This window comes from Nocardiopsis moroccensis (assembly GCF_055763695.1).
The window spans coordinates 3292950-3309026 of record NZ_CP199747.1 but is presented as its reverse complement, the minus strand read 5'-3'; the positions used below and the strand labels follow the sequence as shown (position 1 = coordinate 3309026).

7 protein-coding genes are annotated in these 16077 nt (G+C 62.0%); 4 read left to right on the top strand and 3 right to left on the bottom strand.

What is annotated here, in order from left to right; all coding sequences use genetic code 11:
- Nucleotides 1-518 precede the first annotated feature (518 nt).
- From ACUKCB_RS14690 to ACUKCB_RS14675, 4 genes are all read left to right on the top strand, one after another.
- Nucleotides 519-9635 carry a DNRLRE domain-containing protein gene (locus ACUKCB_RS14690; protein ID WP_473036176.1) on the top strand — a complete coding sequence of 3039 codons (9117 nt, stop codon included), beginning with the start codon at nt 519-521 and terminating at the stop codon, nt 9633-9635.
- A 23-nt stretch (nt 9636-9658) separates the two neighbouring features.
- Nucleotides 9659-10231: a hypothetical protein gene (locus ACUKCB_RS14685; RefSeq protein WP_473036175.1), complete on the top strand. Its 573-nt coding sequence runs from the start codon at nt 9659-9661 to the stop codon at nt 10229-10231.
- Nucleotides 10232-10415: 184 nt separating this feature from the next.
- Entirely contained in the window at nt 10416-10931 is a 516-nt protein-coding gene (locus tag ACUKCB_RS14680; protein WP_473036174.1) for a winged helix-turn-helix domain-containing protein, read from the top strand.
- A 28-nt stretch (nt 10932-10959) separates the two neighbouring features.
- A complete protein-coding gene (locus tag ACUKCB_RS14675; RefSeq protein WP_473036173.1) occupies nt 10960-11466 on the top strand; it encodes a transposase in 507 nt (168 codons plus the stop codon).
- Between the two features lie 141 nt (nt 11467-11607).
- On the opposite strand, the gene ACUKCB_RS14670 is transcribed toward ACUKCB_RS14675, so the two are convergent.
- The 3 genes from ACUKCB_RS14670 to ACUKCB_RS14660 all read right to left on the bottom strand — a co-directional run bounded on the left by ACUKCB_RS14670 (nt 11608) and on the right by ACUKCB_RS14660 (nt 15755).
- Nucleotides 11608-12348: an endonuclease domain-containing protein gene (locus tag ACUKCB_RS14670; RefSeq protein ID WP_473036172.1), complete on the bottom strand. Its 741-nt coding sequence runs from the start codon at nt 12346-12348 to the stop codon at nt 11608-11610.
- 342 nt (nt 12349-12690) lie between these two features.
- Nucleotides 12691-15039, bottom strand: a complete 2349-nt coding sequence (locus tag ACUKCB_RS14665; protein WP_473036171.1) for a tetratricopeptide repeat protein — start codon at nt 15037-15039, stop codon at nt 12691-12693.
- 227 nt (nt 15040-15266) lie between these two features.
- Complete coding sequence (locus ACUKCB_RS14660; protein ID WP_473036169.1) at nt 15267-15755, bottom strand: hypothetical protein; 489 nt, start codon at nt 15753-15755, stop codon at nt 15267-15269.
- Nucleotides 15756-16077: the final 322 nt, after the last annotated feature.

The following is a 16077-nucleotide window of genomic DNA, read 5'->3' as shown; positions in this document are numbered from 1 at the left end:
GAACGGACAGCCATCACTCTCGATCCTGGGGTCATGTCGAAGGTGGTGTTGTGTCCGAGCGGCGTTGTGCCGTCGGAAGCGGTACTGGGTAACGAGCACGCACTGCCCCCGGTGGTCTCCGCCCGGCCTCTCGAGGCGCAGACGCAGCCCACGGGCTCGCAGATCCGCTGTTATGCCTGTTCATAGGGATCCCTGCGTGTTGCTCGGAACCTCTGACCGTGTGCGAACTTCTCCTCTTGGAGCTCCTGCTAGTTGGCCCTGGCCCCGTATAAGCCCTAAGCGCACTCGGACAGTCCAGCGCAAGCCACCTTCCAGGCCTATTGCACTTCGAGAACAAGTCAGGAGTGGACCCCAGCACCTTGCGGTACTACGCCCCTTTTATGCTAGCTTTACGCCCGGTCCTGTCAGTTTAAGGCGTTGCTCCGGATTTGCGGGCTTTGGGGGAAGCGTGCATGCCTAGGGATAGGCGTGTGCTTTCCGCACCCGGCTCGCCATAGGTGATCCGGAGGTGACCGGTCGTGTCGACCGGCCAGCAGTCGTCCGTGCGCACAGTTCTCGCACGGTTCTTCCTCAAGGGCGATAACGCCCAGAGACAACGCGCGAAGACCAAGGTCAGAACGCTTCAGACCACTGCAGTTGGTTGTGTTCTGGTCCTTCTTCTGACGGACTCCATGTCCGCTGTGCCCGCCAACCCGACTATGCCCCGTCTTGTCCCTGTGTCCGCTGCTGACGTGGAGACACCGGATCAGGACGACGGCAACGCCGAAGGTCTCGGTCACGTGTCCGAGAGCGCCTTGGCCAACGGTTCTTCTGAGCCGACGGGTTCGGGCCCGGATGTGGATGCTCCGGATGGGGCCCTGCCCCATGTGTGGCCGGATCTTCCCGAGGACGCCGACACACTGAGCCCTCCGGACCCGGAGAACACAGCACGCCTTGCTGAAGAGGAGCCAGAACCAGAGGTCACAGGCTTCGACCCTGAGACGAGTGTGGAACTACCGGAGGAACGCGACGAGCACTCGCGTACCTTCGAGAACGAGGACGGCACCCACTCCACAGATTTCTCCCAGGAGCCCCTTCACTACGAGGAAGATGACGGCTCGTGGCAGGAAGTGGACCCTAGTCTGGTTCCAGAAAACACTTTGACCTGGACCAACGCTGCGGATTCCAAGGAAGTGGCTTTCGCGGCGAATGCGGATGCGGCCGAGCTTGCACGCATGGAGTTGGAGGGCGGTCACGGTCTGTCCTTCTCGCTCGAAGGCGCTGCCGGTGCTGAGGGCGAGGTGTTGGAGGAGGACCCCGACACCATCGTCTACTCCGAAGCTCTTCCCGGTACGGACATCGAGCTGAAATCCCTGCGTGGAGGCGGTGTCAAGGAGACCATCTGGCTCCACGAGCCCCCCGCCACGGCGGAGGACGCCCTCTGGCGGTTCCCGTTGGAACTCGAAGGGTTGGAACCGGTCCTGCTGGAAGACGGTGGCATCGACCTGCTCGATAGTGAGGGTGAAGCGGTCGGGCACATCCCTGCTGGCTACATGGAGGACTCAGACATTGATCCCCGCTCGGGGGATGGTGTCTCGTCTGAGGCGGTTGAGTTCGAGCTGCTGCAGGAGGAGGGAAACTGGGTCCTTCAGGTCCGTGCTGACTTCGACTGGCTCGCTGCCGACGAGCGTGTCTACCCGGTTGCTGTGGACCCCACTACCGCGTGGAACTACAACGTCTCCCAGGACACCTATGTCCAAACCGGGTTCAATACCTCGCGTTACACCGAGCAGGATCTCAAGGCGGGAACCTACAACGGCGGTTCCACCCGGACGGCCTCGTACCTGCGGTTCAACGCGATGGTCAACGAGCTGAGCAACCACAAAATTTTTGAAGCTGAGCTCTACCTGTTCAATCACTGGTCCTACTCGTGCACCCCGAGCCCCGTTCATGTGCACGAGGTGACTCAGTCCTGGTCACAGAAATCCATCTCCAACTTCCCCGGCCCCAGCTACAACTCCACCGCGCTCGGTAGTGAGAGCTTCGCCCGCGGTTGGATGCCCGCCGGAGCCAGCTCCAGCTCTTGTCCCGCCCGCTACGAGGGCATCGACCTGGGTACGCGTGGCCGCGATCTGGTCCAGGCCTGGGTGGACGGGGACAAACCCAATTACGGCCTCACCGTCCGAGCCTCCAACACCAGCAGTAGTGGTTGGAAGAAGTTCGGTAGCCGGGAGTCGTGGGGCGCGCCGTACATGACGGTCACCTACAGCCCCTACCGCGCTGACTACGCCTTCGCTCAGAGCCCTCCCGTGTTTGATCCTGCCCCGCAGGCCAACCGCGGGACCAACGTCGACGTCAAGGTGACCAACCGGGGCGACAAGACCTGGACGCCCACCAACGGTTATGAGCTCGGCTACCAGGTCTTTGACGAGGATGGAAAGCGCGTCTACCACGTCGCCCCCACGACCCCGATGCCCAAGAACGTAGCCACAGGACAGACAGCGACGGTGCGGGCCAAGATTGATCCCCTGCCCCCCGGAACCTGGACCATCCTGTTCGACATGACCCATAAGGCCCAGTCCTTCGCGGCTTGGGGTGTGCCGCTATCAGTCGGGGTGGAACTGGAGGTTCCGGACCTTCCCCCGCAGTTGTTGGACTACAGCCCCCGTGACGGCGCCCGGGTGGCGACGTTGACCCCTGAGTTCACCGCTTTGGGACGTAACAACGATGCCTGGCCCACCGAGGGTACGGAGTTCTGGTTCAACTTCTGCGATGGCGAGTGGCCGGACTGGGAATGCGTCGATTCCGGATGGCAGGAGGAAACCTCCTGGAAGCTACCGGACGACAAGATGGAATGGGGTAACCAGTACTGGTGGAACGTCTTCGTCCGTGACGGTAGCCAGAACGTGGAAAGCGGTTGGCTGCGAGTCATCGCCGAGCCTGACCAGCCCGCTGTCACCGCCAACCTGGCGGGCGGCAGTTCAGGCGAACACGGCACGGTCAACGCACTGATCGGCAACTACACCCAGAGCGTCACCGACGCCGTCGTACCCACGGTCGGACCGCCGCTGAGTGTCACCCGCACTTACAATTCCGCTGATCCGCGTCAGGACGGCATGTTCGGTGCGGGGTGGTCCACCCGGTTCGACATGCGTCTGGTCCAAGATGTCGACGGCACCGGCAACGTGGTGGTGACCTATCCCGGTGGTCGTCAGCACCGGTTCGCGCGTAATACCGACGGTAGTTTCACGCCTCCTTCGGGGATGCACGCGGTGCTGGCCGAGACCGATACGGGCTGGCGGCTGATGGACAAGGCCTCCACCTCTTATGTCTTCGATGACACCGGCCGTTTGCTGGAGGTCACCGACCACCGGGGCCGTTCCCAGACCCTCACCTATGACGGATCCGGCCAGATCACCACTGTCACCTCCGATGGTGGGCGGTCCCTCGACTTCACTTGGACTGATGGGCGTGTTACCGCGGTGGTGGCGCAAGGCGGTGACACCTCTGCGGAGTGGACCTACGTCTACGACGGCCAACGCCTGGTCCAGGCCTGTAATCCCGAGTCCGAGTGCTCCTCCTACACCTACCAGGACGGTTCACATCACCGGGCTGCGGTGATGGACGCCAACCCCTACGGCTACTGGCGTTTCGAAGAGAGCGGCGGTGAGACCTTCGCCAACGAGGTTCCTCAGGAGCTCGGTAGTGAGAAGGCCATCAGGGTCGGGTCTCCGGCTGGAGCCGAGGGCGTGCTTGCAGGAACGGAGACCAACGCGCTTGATACGGGCCAGGGCAGCTACGCCGAGTTGCCCGAGTCGATCCTGCACCGGATTGGTACCCGTCTCACGGTGGAGGCCTGGTTCTCCACCACCGAGCAGGGCACTGTCATCGGGGCTCTTGACAAGCCGACCAGCCCCAAGGAGCGCACACAGCTCGTCTATGTGGGCACCGACGGCAAGCTCCGGGCCCAGTTCTGGACCACCACCGGTGGAGTCGACCCGATCACCACTGACGGTACGGTCAACGACGGCCAATGGCACCACGTGGCCCTGACCTCGGACGGCACAACCCAGACGCTGTACCTCGACGGCGAAGAGATCGGCACCAAGAGCGGTCAGGTCGAGCACCGCAACACCAAGTTCGTCTATGTCGGCCACGGCATGGGCAACAGCGGCTGGCCCGCGACCCTGCCCTCCCTGGGTGACTTCCCCTTCCAGGGGCAGATCGACGAGGTCGCGATCTACCAGCGCCCCCTGCACCCGGACACCGTCGCGCTGCACCACGCCTCCGGCCTGGACCCGGCAGACCGGCTGAAAGAGGTCACCACCCCTGAGGGGAACCGGGCGGCCCACCTGACCTTCGACGAATCCACCTCCCGGGTCCGGATCCACAACGACCACAACGGTGGCAAGTGGATCTACTCCGACCGTCTCCACGACGGCGACGTCAACGACGAAGAGCCCCAGGTCACCACAGAAGTGACCATCACCGATCCGCGTGGAGCCACTTCGTCCTCCCGCTATGACGCGTTGGCGGGCCACCGACGTGTCCTGGACGTGGACCAGCTCGGCTACGAGACCGCCTACACCTACGACACGGGCGGGTTTTTGGTAGAGACCGCCCTGCCCAACGGTGCGCAGATGCGGTTCTTCAACGATGAGCGCGGAAACCGCCTCGGACAGATGAGTTGTCGGGATGTGGAGGCCACGGACTGTCATTGGGAGTGGTTCTCCTTCCACCATGACCCGGACGACCCCTTCGATCCGCGTAACGACCAGCTCGTCTCCCGCCTGGACGCCCGGTCGGAGAACATGCTCGACACCACCTATCGCACCTGGTGGGGCTACAACTCCTACGGTGACCAGATCTCCGAGACCAGCCCGGCCACGGAAGACTTCCCTGACGGCCGCACGGTTCGCTACTTCTACACCGAGGGCACCGAAGCGGCGACGGGCGGCGGGACGGTCCCGGCCGGCCTCCTAGCCGAATCCTGGGATGCGGACGGAGGCAAGACCCGTCATTCCTACAACGCCCACGGCGACATCACCCGGGTGCGAGAACCCTCAGGCAAGGTCACCGAGTACACCTATGACGGGCTCGGCCGGATGGTGACATCAACGATCATCACGGAAGACCACCCCGAAGGCGTCACCACCACACTCACCTACGACAACGCAGGCCGTGTGCTCACCGAAACCGGCCCCGCCGTCACCAACGAGCTGACCGGGACCGCCCACCGCCAGCGGACCAGCCACGTCTACGACAAGGACGGTAACCCCATCCGTCAGACGGTCAGTGACCTGACCGGCGACGATCCCGACCGGGTCACCATGTTGGCCTACAACCGATACGGACACCTGGTGGCCCAGACCGACCCGGAAGGAAACACCGAGCACTACGGCTACGACCTCACCGGGGCACGGACCTACCACCAGGACGCGGCCGGAACCGGGTTCCGCACCACCTACACCGACCGCGGCCATGTGGCCGAGCAGAGCGTCGAAGGCTGGACCGGCCACCCCGACGAGGACAACGCTCCCGCGTCGTTGGTGTTGCAGTCCAACTCCTACGACCCGAACGGGAACCTGGCCTCGACCACCGACGCAGTAGGCCGTACCACCTCCTACACCTACTACGCCGACGGGCTCCCCGCGCAGACCATCGCGACCGGCGCGATACTCAACGACGCCAACGACCCCCAGGACGTGGTTCTGGAGGAACACCTCTACGACCCCGCGGGCAACCCCGTGCGCACGGTGACCGGGGACGGTTCCACACGCACCGACATGGTCTGGGACGCCGCATCCCGCCTGATCAGCGAAACACTCGACCCCGAAGGTCTGGCCAGAAGCACTTCCTACACCTACGACGGCCGCGATAACCTCCTCGAGGCCGCGCTGACCGACCCCTCCGAACGTGTCGAGCGGGTGCGCTACGCCTACAACGCAGGCGGCGCTCTCATCGAGGAAGCCGTCCAGATCGAGGGTGAAGAACTCCTCACCAGCTATGAGGTCAACGAACTCGGACTGGTAACCGCCGTCACCGACCCGCGCGGCAACGAAGAGGGGGCCGCGGCCGCCGACTTCACCTCACTGATGCGCTACGACAAACTCGGGCGTCTGGTTGAGGAACAACTGCCTGAGGTCGAGATCGAGCACTACGGAGAGCCCACTACCACCGAACGCCCTAGCAGCAGGTTCGGTTACGACCTGGTCGGCAACCTCACCCACCAACAAGACGCCGAAGGACACACCTCCGTCTTCGGTTATGACCTACTCGGACAGCAGACCGAGGCTCAGGCACCGACCTTCGACGCGGCGGACGGCACACTGCTGACACCTCAGGCACAGACTAGCTATGACGCCCTCGGCAGGATGATCGAGCAGACTGACGCCCTGGGCAACACCCGCACCTACACCTGGGACCAACTGGGTCACCTCGCACGCATCACCGATCCCCAGATGGAAGGCTTCACCGAAGCCGGACAGTGGACCTTCTCCCACAACCCCGTCGGTGAGATGCTCGCCTCCACCGACCCGGTAGGTGCCAGGATCGAGGCGACCTACGACGACCTGGGCCATCAGGTCACCGACACCCAGATCGAACGCGTCCCCGCCGCAGCGGCCTACACCACCCGCTACGTCTACGACATGAGGGGAAACCAGGTCTCCGTCACCGACCCGCTTGGCAACGAGACCACCAGCGCCTACAACCCGGCGGGTGAACTGGTCGCCACCACCGACCCCACCGGCGAGACTACGACTTTCGACTACGACCTCGCCGGACGTGCACACACGGTCACCGACCCGACCGGGACCCGCCAGGTATCGGAGTTCGACCTGGCCGGACACCTGGTCAAGACCCGGATCCTGGACGCAGAAGACAACGAGCTCCGCACCCAGGAAACCGCATACGACGCCACCGGCCTTCCAATTCGGCAAACCGACCCACTCGGCAATGTCGTGCGGACCGAGTACAACGCCCTGGGCCTCCCCACCAGTCGGGTCGAACCCGTCAGCGACACCCAGACCATCACGACCAGTTTCGGCTACGACGCCCTGGGGCAGCAGACCCGGATCACCGACGGCCGGGGAAACAGCACCCACACCACCTACGCCCCCAACGGGCAGGTCGCCGACCAGATCGAACCCGCGACCGACGCGACCCCGGACGAGGCCGACCGTACCTGGACCACGTTCTACGACGCTGGAGGCAACCCGGTTCGGCAGGATGTTCCCGGCGGCGTGGTGCGTGAACGTACCTACAACGAGATGGGCGATCTGACCAGGGAAACCGCGACAGGGGCCGGGGCCGCGACCGAGGACCGGGCCATCAGCTACGACCTCCTGGGCCGTCCGGACCAGATCGGAACCCCCGGCGGGTTCATCGAGGTCGTCTACGACGACCGTGGTAACCAGGTGCAGTTCCTGGGGCCCGACACCGTCTCCTACGAGGGCATGGCTCCGGGGACCACGATCAGCTATGACGCCGCGGGCCGCGTCAACACCAGGTTGGACATCACGGGCACCACGACCTTCGGCTACGACGCCTCTGGTCGCGTCATCGAACACCACGATGCGGTGACCGGCACGAAGCTGGACATCGACTATGACCCAACCGGTCTAGTGTCCGCCATCACCACCGACGACGGAGCGGTGCGTAGCTTCAGCTATGACCCGTTGTCCCAGCTGACGGAGGACACCCTCGTCTCCTCTTCCGACGAGACCACGGTGTCCACCAGCTATGCCTACGACGCCTCCGGAAACATCACCGAGCGCTCCACACAGTCAGGGCAGCACCGCTACTCCTACGACCAAGCCTCACGACTGACCTCCTGGACTTCACCGGATGACCAGGAGACCGAGTATGCCTGGGACGCCTCCGGAAACCGTGTGCAGGCGGGGGCGGAAACCTTCGAGTTCGACGAACGCAACCGGCTCACCTCTTCCAGCGACGGGGACACCTGGGCTTACAACCCTGATGGAACCATCAGCTCCCAGTTCGTCGACGGCGAGCTGCGCACCCCGCAGTTCGACGGGTTCGAACGCATGATCAGCGCGGGCAATGGTTCCGGCGAGTACGCCTATGACGCATTGGGTCGTCTCACCCAGCGGGAGGTGCCCGGGGAGGAAGCGCACACCTTCGTCTACCAGGACCTGGGAAACAACCCGCTTGCTGTCCTGGACGGAACGGACACCCCGGTCTCCCAGTACGGGCGTGACCTCTCAGGGGGCTTGGTGAGCGTCGCTGACCAGGGACAGGCGCCAGCATTGGCCTACAGCAACGCCCACGGAGACCTGGTCGCCACTCACACCGGCACAGGCGCGATTATCACCACTACAGACTTCGGCCCCTTCGGTGAGCAGCTCGGTGCAGCCTCCGCGTCCTCGCTGGGCTACCAGGGGGAGTGGACCGACCCGGACACCGGCGATGTGAACATGCACGCCCGCTGGTACCAGCCAGGGACCGGCCGGTTCGCTTCCCGCGACACGATGACCTTGGAACCGTCCCCGTCGGTGCAGGCCAACCGGTACACCTACGGAAACGCGAACCCGGTTCGACACATCGACCCGAGCGGCCACGCCGTCTTCTTGCTGCCACTTGCCCCCTGGGCTATCGCTTCCGGGATTGCTGCAGGGGGTGCTGCGCTAGCGAAGGGTGCAGCTATCGTCGGTGCCGGAGCCGCTTTGGCTTGGGGTGTCAACTCCGCGATCAACAGTGTGACCGCGAGTGGAACAACGGCAAGAGCAGGGACAAGGGCAGTATCAAGGCCTTCTGGGCGCCCCAAACCCAGCACGAAACCCAGGCCCCGGGGAAACACCGGGGTGGCTAGCGCATCGGCCCGAGGAAGCAGCATCAGCTGGACCAGGCCTGGACCAACCGGGATCAGGGGCAGTCAAGCTGACCGCCAGTCTAATGGTGCCCCGGCTCCGGTCATCGTTGTCGACCGGCGTCGAGAAATTCTTCAGCAGATCCTGAACACCGCTCAGGCACGCCCGCCGATTCAGAACCCTTGGAACCAGGGCGAGGTTGATGAATATCGAAAGAAGCGCGAAAAGGACATCCAGGTAATCGAAGATGTCTCTTTTGACGTCACCGATTACGAGGAGTACCAAGAAGCCCTGGATGGCTTGGGTGGGGTTTCTTCATTTGACGTCAGAGATGATAGTGGGTGTAGATCGTTCATTGAGTTGAGCGAGATTAATAATCATGGCCAACGGGGAACGGCGGTCGGTCGATTCTGTGGAAAACAGGACCTGAATGAAGGGAGTAGGTATGAGCCCATCAACTCTCCGCCTCAGTATAGAATGACAACAGATGACGATGCCAGTCATTTGATTGCAAGTAAATTCTTCGGCCCAGGTGTGGACGAAAATATCGTATCCCTTTTGTCTAGAACGAACAAATCCGGAATGAAAAAAATTGAAATCAGGGCAGCAAAGCATTTGGAGAAAGATCGTGAGTTGATCTACGTAGTTACTCCTGTCTATGAAGGTTCGTCTAGTCGTCCCTGGGGTGTCCACATGTCAGCTATTGGCGAGGGAGGGGTTTACTGGGACGAGTGTATCCTTGATAATGGTAAACGCTATTCGCATGGCTCGGGGCAGTCGGGTTCAGTCTGCCTCGGGGGCAAGCCGGAAGAGCTTTTTAATTGAAAATTAATCACTGAAGGTGAAAGATGAGCTCGATATCAGACCTGGTTGACATGTCTGGCATACGCCAATTCTTGAATTCAAGATCTTACGGCTGGGGGGAAGTGGAAAGCCTGGTTGGTTCCCCACTTCCTGAAGACTATAAAATCCTGTCATCTGCGTGCCAGGGGTTCAGGGTTGATTCAATCGTTCTCCACCCCCCGGTCCAGGAGGGAGGGCTGATGGGGGTCCTCCAGGCAACCCAAGACGATATGGAAATCATGTCAGATCTGTATGAGGTTGAACTTGGCCGAACTTCGATTCCTGAAAAGAAGGGTGGTGCTTCTTTGCCGGGCCATGAGGGCGCCTTCAGATTTCACCCGGAAAGGCCAGGCTTGCTTTGCTGGGGGAGAGATCATATCGGTGGATCATACTACTGGTACACCGAAGGTAATCCTGACGAATGGACCGTGGTCGCTTATGCGCGAGACGGCTGGTGGGATAAACATGAAATTTCTATGAGTGATTACCTTTTGGGTATTGCGACTGGATCGGTAAGAGGTGATGTTCCACCACAAAGGTTCCAAGGGTGGGATATGTTTGGCTGGAACGTCTGCTAGTTTCGCGGGTTGGGTGTTTTTTGGATCGATTTCGGTTTTAAATTTGTGGGTGAATTCGTGCTCCTTTGTCTTTTCCGTGTGTCATTTTTCGGTTGCTGGCGTGATTGTGGTTGCTGTCAGTTTGGCTTGTACTGATCTTTGAGGTGGGTCTTGACGGAAGCGGGCTCCTGTCGTGTCATAAGGCATGGAGGTCCCCCCGAACCCTCGCACCCTGGACGAACTCCACGACCGTCGAATGCTCGCCGCTGCCCTGTTCGAGGCCGGTGAGCACTCCCAAGCCCAGATCGCCCGCATGCTCGGCGCCTCGCGCCAGGCCGTCCACCAGTGGCACAAGGCCTGGACCCAGGGCGGCACCAGCGCCCTGGCCCCCGGCCAGCAGGGAGCCGACACCCTGCTGGCCCCCGCGCAAGAGCGTGAGCTGGTGTCCCTGATCGCCCAGGGCCCCGGCGCCCACGGGTGGCAGGACCAGCAGTGGACCCTGGCCCGGATCAACCGTGTGATCGAGGAGCGCTTCGGCGTCTCCTACGCCGACCCCTCCGGGGTCTGGCGGATGCTGGACCGTCTCGGACTGTCCTGGCAGGTACCCGCCGTTCGGGCCGCCGAGCGAGACGAGGAGGACATCGCGGCTTGGCGCACCCAGGTGTGGCCGCGGGTCAAAAGAACAAGCGCACCGGTGCGGGGCGTGGATCGTCTTCGCTGATGAGACCGGTGCGAGCACCGATCCTCCGGTGCGGCGCACCTGGGGCAAGCGTGGCCAGACCCCGCTGATCGCGGTGTCCCGTAAGCGGCGTCAGAGGATGAACGCCAGCGGGTGGCTGTGCGTCGACCCCGCCCAGGGCCGGGTGCGCCTGGTGTACACCGCCCAACGCGACTCCATCACCCAGTACGACCTGCCCGACCTGATCTCCAGAGTCCACTCCCAGCTCGGAGCACCTGTGGTGCTGGTGTGGGACAACCACTCCTCGCACACCGCCCGGTGGGTGAGCCGGGAGCTGGCCGACCGTCCGTGGCTGAGCGTGGTCCGCCTGCCCAAGTACGCGCCCGAGTTGAACCCGGTCGAGACACTGTGGTCACACCTGAAGGCTCACCTGGCCAACCGGGCGTTTCGGAGTCTGGACGAGCTGGAGAAGGTGATGCGGTCTCATCTGCGCTCGGTCCAACGCCGACCGGGCTTGCTGCGCGGATTCATCCGATCGGTCGGGTTGGACCCCGACCCCATTCTGTCAAGCACCTAATCAAAGATCAGTAGCGTCAAATAGATTCATCTATTTTCTTTAGGGGAATTCGCGCTTGCAAGGTATGAGGTGTCGTCATTTGGGGGTCTGGTCAATCTCTGAGAGTGGGCCTTGTCTGGGATTTGATCCTTTGGTGGAAGGTTAGTTTTCGCTCTCATTATTGAGCTTGGGTTTATTGTTTTTGCTCGTTAAATCGTATGCCAATAGATAGGCGGCTGCCTGGATTAGGATGTAGGGGTCATCCTTGCCTTGTCCCATTAGGCGGTTGCACGGATGGCATACGAGGCCGCGAATGCATTTCCCGCAACTGCGCGCACTCGGGCAGCATTTGTGGTCATGATCTACTGCAAATCGAACTTCCTTTATTCGATTGTCGCTGTGGCCGGGGTTGGTGGATCGGCATACTGCGCAGGCATTGTCCTGGCTGGCGAGAGCTTCTCGGTATTCTTGGAGTGTAATCCCATGGCTGTGCCACAAGGAGTAGTTAATTAGTCGGTCAGGGTCTTCTTCTTTGACTCGAAGATAGTACTCTTTTGTTTTTGCTCTGTAGTGCTCTTGATTCTGGTTGATCCAGGACTGGCTTAGGTGTCGGTGGCACGCTTTGCAGTGTGCGTAGTATTGAGATCTATCTTTGCGCCAGTAAAATTTCTCTACTTGCTTATGTTCTCCGCACTTCGTGCACTCCTTGATAGTTGTTCCATCTTTGGCTGTATAAGGTTCTGGCTGCCAGTGTCGGATTCTGGGTTCAGGTGTATACCCTCGAGATATTCGATCTCGGCGCCTGACGCAGGATTTGCAGCGCGTGTGATAATATTCACGGTCCTTGCGGAATGAGTAATCAGAAAGGGGTTTTTCTTCTCCGCACCCGGTGCATTTCTTCATTTCTTGATGGGATTCGCTTCTATTGTCCTATGTGGTGAAGGCAGATTCTTTCTGATTGCAGTATATTTTATCCCCCTGGGAATTATTTCTTAGTGTGCGGAAGCTTCTTTTCCCGGACGTGGCCAAAGCATGGCCGAGGCCACGGCCGCCCTGCTATGTGGGGCATCGGCTCCGGCTGAGGTGGGCGGTTTGGTGCCGGTGCGGTAGCCGGTTCCGGGGAGCACACCAGGAGCCCCGCAGAGGCTCTGACCCAGGTTGGGATGCGGTTTCACCCGTCCTGGCCTGGGTTTTCCTCGTGGCCAGGTGCGGTTGGCCATCGGATCAAAGGTCTCCTGGTTGGTTTCATGCTTCGAGGAGCTTGCTCCGCCAATGTTGTAGTACTTGCAAGCTGGTCTGGGTATCAGCGTGGTTAGTACCGAGTATTCTTTTCTGGCATCTCAATAAAGCGGCGAGAAGCTTGATCGCTTTGACGGTTTCACCCGACGAGAAAGTCCAGCCTGCTATATTGAATCGGGTGCTGAGGGTGTCAACGTGATCGGGTCCTAGGATGCGGATCTGATCCTTGAGGAGATGCTGGAGAGCTGTGATAGCGCTAATGTGATCTCCAGCTTTGCCGCGCCAAAGTGAGAGGTTATGGCGGGTGTCAAGGGTGTGAGGATGGTCAGGGCCTAAGATGCGAATTCGATCGTCGAGTAGTTTTTCGTAGGCGATGGCAGCGCCTTGAGGGTCGCCTGTTTTTCCGCGAAATTCGGCGATGCTCTGTCGGGTGCGTAGCATATTTGGGTGGTCCTGGTCTAAGACTCGGATTTCGTCTTTTAGGATTTCTTCACATGCGGCGACGGCGCCTTGAGTATCTCCGGCTTGGCCGCGCCATTCGGCGAGGCTGCGGCGAGTAGACAGAGTTTCTGGGTGGTCTGGTCCCAAAATACGCAGACGGTCTTGGAGGAGATTTTCGAAAACTTGAACGGCTCCAGTAAAGTTTCTGGTGTGGCCGTTTAGATGGGCTATGTTGTTGCGGGTGGTGAGGGTGTCGTGATGGTCGGGTCCCAGAATGCGCTGCTGATCTTCGAGGATTTGTTCGTAAGCGGCAACGGCGCCTATGGGATCTCCGGCTTCGCCATACATATAAGCGAGGTTGGCCCGAATGGCTAGAGTTTGGGGGTGGTCAGGTCCCAGGATCCGGATTTCATCTTTAAGGAGTTGCTCGTAGGTGACAGTGGCTCCAATGACGTCTCCGAATTGGCCACGCGCGGCAGCGAGGTTGTTGCGCGTGGTGAGGGCGTCGGGGTGGTCAGGTCCCAAATAGTGGTGGGCTGCGCTGAGCATCTCCTGCCAAAAGGCCATGGCCTCGGCTACGCGATCGGCTTTGTCCAGGCTCTTGCCCGCGCGGAACAACAGCCCATGTCCGTTAGGCTCCCACAGCCATCGTTCGCTGTTTCGCCCGTCCACTGCCTGGTGGTTGCGCAGTACGGCTGTGTTGGTGCGGAGCTGCTGGGTCAGGGTGGTGTTGTGCTCGACCTTAGGCCACACCTGCAGAAGCGCGTCTGCCAGCGCGCGCACGCTGTGCCGGGTGGGGCGGGTTGTGGTGTGTTCGCGGGTGGCACGCTGGATCAGCTGGTGGGCTCCGATCAGCGTGCTGCTTGGTTCGGGGTGCTCCTGCCCCCGAGGTCGGGTGATGAGGTTCAGCCGGTGCAGGTTGGCCAAAGCCCCGAGCGCCTGATCCTCGCTCAGCGCGGGTGGGGCGGGTGTGTGCCGGGAGGTAGTTCGGTCCAGGCCCAGCATGCGTTTCAGTCCTGCTCCCCAGCGGGGTGCGCGCGGGGCGAGGGCAGAAGAAGCGGGGGGATTTTCGGTGTGTGTGCCGGGCAGCTGGTGTGTGGCGAGGTGTTCCAGGACAGCAGGGGCGGTGAGAACCTGTTCGGGGATCGCGGTCCCGTCCAGGAGGGCGATGAGCCCCATCAAGGGTCGGGCCAGGCCCTGGGGTTGGAAGGTGTCGGCTTGTCGCAGCGACAGCTCCCAAGTGGCTGCGAGCGGGGTGGGGGCATCCCAGTCGGGGAACACCTCAGCCAGGGTGCGCATCCGGTCGTGGAACACCTGAAGATAGTCCCTGCACCCCATGCCGAGCTCGGCCATGTATGTGACCGCCTGCCCCAGAGCGAGGGGGAGGTGTCCCAGGTCACGGGCGAGGGACTCCAGAGCGGCCGGGACGTGCGCGACCCCGGCCTCGTCCAGGGCATCTGCGAGGAAGGCGCGGGCCTCCTCGGGGGTGTAGACGTCCACGTCGATCAGGTGGCGTCCCTGCCTGCTGAGGGAGTGGTCGCGCCGGCGGGTGGTGACCAGGACACGGCCGCAGGGCTGGTCGTGCGGGGGCCACAGATCCTGAACAGCGGCCGGGTCGGCCAAATCGTCCCACACCACCAGCCATTTCCTGTTCGTGTGCTGGTGGGAAGACTGCAACCAGGTCAAGAACCGTTGCGCGGCGTGTTCGGGATCGTCGGGAACAGTGGCGAACAGCTGTCGTGCGGTTTGGGCGTAGGCGAAGGTGATCTGGTCGCGGGTGGAGGCGTTGGCCCACACGAGCAGATCCACACGTTCATCGGGGTCGGTGATGTCGCGCAGGGTACGGGCGTGGTGGGCGGCGAGCTGGGTTTTGCCGACCCCGCCGGTGCCGGACAGGACCTGGCGCAGCACCACCGTGCCGAAGCCGTTCAGTGCTTTGTCGAGTTGGTCGGTGACGGCCCGGTGCTGGAAGTGGGCGGCTTGCTCGGGGATCGCGCCGATGCGGATCGGCCAGTGGACCTCGTGGGCAGCATGGTGTTGGTGGATGGTGACATCACGGGCAGAGCCGAACGCAGCGCTGCCGTGCTGCGCGCTGACGCTTGGGGTCTGTGTGGCGGTGGGGGAGTTGGTGCCGGGGTCAGTCAGCTCTCGGTGCTGTTGTCCTGCCCCGGCCGGGAAGGGGAGTTGAAGTTCACTCCGCCCGTGACGGTGCCTGCGGCGAAGGAACCGTCCTCGGCTTTGACTGTGACGTTCCCCCCAGCAGTGATGCCGTGATTCCCTGCGGAGGCGTTGTTATTGCCGCGCTGGGTGTTGATTTTGGCGGCGAGATCGAGGAGCTGTTGGGCGAACTGGTCGCGTTCAGTGCCGTCGAGTTCGTGGAGGAAGTCCTCAAAACGTGTCTGCCAAGAGGCGCGGAGTCCTTCCTGCTCCTTTGATGAGGGGGTATCCGTGGTCTGGGAGAGCTCGGTGTGGCTTTTTTCGAGGTGTTTCAGCGCGATCTGGGCGCGGCGTTCCCCGAAGCGCGTCAGCCACTGCTGGAGGGTAGGGCGGACTCCCTTCCACAGGCTGGTACCGATGGTGGTGGCCAGCGCGGTGGCTCCTGCTGCGGCGGCTGCGGCGAGATCGACCATGGATGTGCCCTTCATTCTTCGGGAGGTGGGAAGAGTGGGTAAGAGCGGGGCGGTTCCTATGCAAGCACACGGGTGATGCTGACGGTATGGGGTTTGGGGCGGTTCGGTCACGGATCGTTGACCAGGGCACGGGGGTAGGTGTGTGGTGGCGCGGGCCGGGCCAGCGCAGTCTGGGTCTGATCGCCGGTGTTGGGACGGGTGTGGGGCGTTGGGGGCGAGCACTACACGGCCCAACCGGGCCCTTTGGGTCACGAAACGGCAAAGTGCTCCGCGAGGTCGAGCCCCACCTGCACTCACCTTGTACTGGGGAGCACACGAGGAG

Bases quoted from the DNA above. Each gene is read 5' to 3' on its own strand.
- ACUKCB_RS14685 (WP_473036175.1), top strand. From the start codon at position 9,659: ATGAGCTCGATATCAGACCTGGTTGACATGTCTGGCATACGCCAATTC.
- ACUKCB_RS14680 (WP_473036174.1), top strand. From the start codon at position 10,416: ATGGAGGTCCCCCCGAACCCTCGCACCCTGGACGAACTCCACGACCGT.
- ACUKCB_RS14670 (WP_473036172.1), bottom strand. From the start codon at position 12,348: ATGAAGAAATGCACCGGGTGCGGAGAAGAAAAACCCCTTTCTGATTAC.
- ACUKCB_RS14660 (WP_473036169.1), bottom strand. From the start codon at position 15,755: ATGGTCGATCTCGCCGCAGCCGCCGCAGCAGGAGCCACCGCGCTGGCC.